Source organism: Micromonospora sp. NPDC048839, assembly GCF_040649915.1.
In the GTDB taxonomy this organism is placed as follows: domain Bacteria; phylum Actinomycetota; class Actinomycetes; order Mycobacteriales; family Micromonosporaceae; genus Micromonospora.
Window position 1 is genome coordinate 1 of record NZ_JBEZGL010000049.1, and the last position, 4,004, is coordinate 4,004.

The window sequence follows — 4,004 nt, forward strand, 5'->3', positions numbered from 1 at the left end:
ACCGGTCGGGTTGAGGACCTGGGTACGCCTGAGTACTGGGTGCGGCATGTGCGGGAAGCGGTCCGTTTCGCCGACGGTCTGGCGACGGTGGCGGGGATGGGGGTGACCGCGCTGTTGGAGTTGGGCCCCGACGGTGTGTTGTCCGCGATGGTCGATGACACGTTCGCGGTCGCTGCTCTGCGGGATGGTCGTGACGAGGCGGAGTCGTTCACTGCCGCGCTCGGTCGTCTGCACGCGGTGGGGGTGGAGCTGGACTGGGCTGGGGTGTTCGCCGGCCGCGGCGGCAGGCTGGTCGACCTGCCGACCTACGCGTTCGAACACCGCCGCTACTGGGCGACCTCTCCAGCCGGCCAGGGTGACGCCGCCGAACTCGGCCTGGACGTCACCGGCCACCCACTGCTCGGCGCCGCGGTCACCGTCCCCGGCACGGACACGGTGATCCTCACCGGCCGCGTCCCCGCCCAGGCCCACTCCTGGCTCTCCGGCGGCAGCGCGCTCCTGGACCTGGTGGTGCACGCCGGCGACCAGGTCGGCTGCGGCACGGTCCGGCAGTTGACCATCGACGGGCCGCTGACGTCCGCAGCTGGCCGGACCCTCGCGATCCGCGCGATCGTCGACGGCCCGAGCCCGGACGGCTCGCGCCCGGTGACGGTCTTCTCCCGTCCGGCCGCCGACGTGCCGTGGACCCGGCATGCGCAGGGCACGGTCGTACCGGCACCGGCCTCCGTCCCCGCCTGGCCCGGCGACGACGGCGCGGTCGAAGTGACCCTGCCGGAGTCGGTGCCGGCCGAGGGCTTCGGGCTGCATCCGGCGCTGCTGGACGAGGCGCTGCCCGGCGCCGCGGTCGAGTGGCATAACTTCACGCTGTACGCCGTGGGCGCGACGGCGCTCCGGGTCCGTGCGGTGCCCGTCGACGGCGGCGTGTCGCTGCTGCTGGCCGATCGGACCGGCGCCGTGGTGGCGTCGGTGGACCGAGTCGTGCTCGGCGACCTGCGTCCGGTCGGGCAGGTGACGGACTCGCTGTTCGGCGTCGAGTGGGACGAGGTCGCGCCTGCGTCAGGGGCGGGTGTCGCCGACGTCGTGGTCGTCACGATCGCCGAGGACCCGGCCGATGACGTGGTCGCGGCCGTGCACACCGGGGCTGCGGAGGCGCTCGCCGCCGTGCAGCGGTGGCTGGCCGACGACGCGCGGAGCAACTCTCGGCTGCTGTTCGTGGCCCGGGGGCCCGGCCTGGTGCAGGCGGCCGTGTGGGGTCTGGTGCGCTCGGCGCAGAACGAGAACCCGGACCAGTTTCTGCTGCTCGACACCGGTGGCGCGCCCGTTACCGAGGAACTGCTGACCACTGTCGCGGCGGCGGGCGAGACGGAACTGCGGTTCCGGGCCGGCGCGCTGCAGGCACCGCGGCTGGTCCGGGCGACCGCCGAGCCGGCGCCGGTGGAGCTGCCCGGGACGGTGCTGGTCACCGGCGGCACCGGGGCGCTGGGCGCGTCGGTGGCGCGGCACCTGGTAACTGCCTATGGCGTACGAAATCTGGTGTTGACGAGTCGTCGTGGTCTCGCTGCGCCGGACGCAGAGCAACTGGTCGCGGACCTCGCGGCGTCAGGCGCGTCAGCACGTGTGGTTGCCTGCGATGTCGCCGACCGGGCGGCGGTGGCGGGACTGCTCGCCGGAATCACGGACCTGGTGGGAGTGGTCCACACCGCGGGCGTGGTGGACGACGGCGTGGTCACCTCGCTGACGCCGGAGCGGCTGGACCGGGTGTTCGCGCCCAAGGTCGACGCGGCCCACCACCTGCATGAACTGACCGCCGAGCGGAATCTGCGGATGTTCGTGGTGTTCTCGTCGTCGGCCGGCCTGTTCGGTGACGCGGGGCAGGGCAACTATGCGGCGGCGAACAGTTGCCTGGACGAGCTGGCGCGCCAGCGTCGCGCGGACGGGCTCGTGGGGCTTTCGCTGCAGTGGGGACTGTGGGAGCAGTCGTCGGGAATCACCGGTCACCTGACGCCGGCGGATATCGATCGGATCCGGCGCGCGGGCATGCGGCCACTGGAGTCGGCGCAGGCCCTCGCCCTGTTCGACGCCGCGCTCGGAGGAAACGCGCCAGTTCTGGCGCCGATGAACCTCGACCCGGCGGTCGCGCGCGGCGCGGGCGGTGGACTTCTGGCCGGCTTCGCCACGCGGCCTGCCCGCCGGGTCGTCAGCACGGTGACCGCGGCGGGCGACACGTCGCTCAAGGGGCGGTTGGCGACGCTGCCGCGGACCGAGCAGCAGGAGGCGGTCTCCCGTCTGGTTCGCACAGAGGTGGCCGGAGTGCTCGGATTCGCCGGCACTGACGAGGTGCCCTCCGGGCGCTCGTTCAAGGAGCTCGGGTTCGACTCGCTGACGGCGGTCGAGCTGCGGAACCGGCTGGGTGTGGTGACCGGGCTGCGGCTTCCGGCGACGGTGGTGTTCGACTATCCGTCGGTGGCGGCGCTGGCCGACTTTTTGCTGGTGAAACTGGTCGGCGGAGCGGCTCCCGTGGTGCACGAGGTGCGGCCGGGCGCGGTGGCCGACGAGCCGGTGGTGATCGTCGGGATCGGCTGCCGGTTCCCGGGCGGGATCACCTCGGCGGACGACCTGTGGCAAATGGCCGCCGACGGCAGGGAGACCCTCACCGCCTTCCCGGCCGATCGCGGCTGGGACGTCGAGCGGCTCTACAACCCGGATCCGGACCAACCCGGATCGACGTACGTGACCGTCGGCGGCTTCGTCGATGCCAGCGCGTTCGACCCCGGCTTCTTCGGGATCTCGCCGCGCGAGGCGTTGGCCATGGACCCGCAGCAGCGGTTGCTGCTGGAGGCGTCCTGGGAGGCGTTCGAGGCCGCCGGGATCGACGTGACGACGCTACGGGGCAGCCGGACCGGCGTCTTCGCCGGCGTGATGAGCTCGGACTACTACTCGGACTTCAGCACCCTCCCGGACGGGCTTGAGGGCTACCTCGGCGTCGGCAACGCGGGCAGCGTGGCCTCGGGGCGGATCTCGTACACGTTCGGCTTCGAGGGCCCGGCGGTCAGCGTCGACACCGCCTGCTCGTCGTCGCTGGTGGCGCTGCACCTGGCGGCGCAGTCGCTGAGTCGTGGGGAGTGTGATCTGGCCCTGACCGGCGGCGTGACGGTGATGGCCAGCCCGGACACCTTCGTGGACTTCTCTCGGCAGCGTGGTCTCGCGGCGGACGGCCGTTGCAAGGCGTTCGCGAACGCGGCGGACGGCACCGGGTGGTCGGAGGGTGTCGGGATGCTGCTCGTCGAGCGGCTCTCGGACGCCCGCCGCAACGGTCACCGAATTTTGGCGGTGGTGCGGGGTTCGGCGGTGAATCAGGATGGTGCGTCGAATGGTTTGACGGCGCCGAATGGTCCGTCGCAGCAGCGGGTGATTCGGCAGGCTCTCGCGGATGCGGGCCTGACCCCGGCCGACGTCGACGTGGTGGAGGCGCATGGCACGGGGACGCGTTTGGGTGATCCGATTGAGGCGCAGGCGTTGTTGGCGACGTATGGGCAGGATCGGTCGGAGCCGTTGTGGTTGGGGTCGGTCAAGTCGAACATCGGCCACACCCAGGCCGCTGCCGGGGTCGCGGGCATCATCAAGATGGTGCAGGCGATGCGGCACGAGACCTTGCCGAAGACGTTGCATGTGGATGAGCCGTCGCCGCATGTGGACTGGTCCGCTGGGGCGGTGTCGCTGCTGACCGAATCGCGGCCCTGGCCGGCGACGGATCGTCCCCGTCGGGCTGGTGTCTCCTCGTTCGGGATCAGTGGCACCAATGCGCACGTGATTTTGGAGGAGCCTCCGGCCGAGGCTGCCTCGGAGTCTTCGGTGTCGGCGCCGGTGCCGTGGGTGTTGTCGGCGAGGTCTGAGGCGGCTCTGCGGGATCAGGCCGGTCGGCTCAGTGATTTCGTCGCGGCGCATCCGGAGATCTCCCCGGTCGACATCGGGTGGACGTTGGCGGGTCGAACCCGTTTCGAGCA

Annotated in this window: 1 protein-coding gene; it reads left to right on the plus strand. The window is 71.7% G+C overall.

Translation table 11 applies throughout. The annotated features are described in order from the left end of the window. Positions 1–48: 48 nt before the first annotated feature. A partial coding sequence (locus AB0C25_RS36470) for an SDR family NAD(P)-dependent oxidoreductase (protein ID WP_357379631.1) occupies positions 49–4,004 on the plus strand: 3,956 nt, incomplete at its 3' end.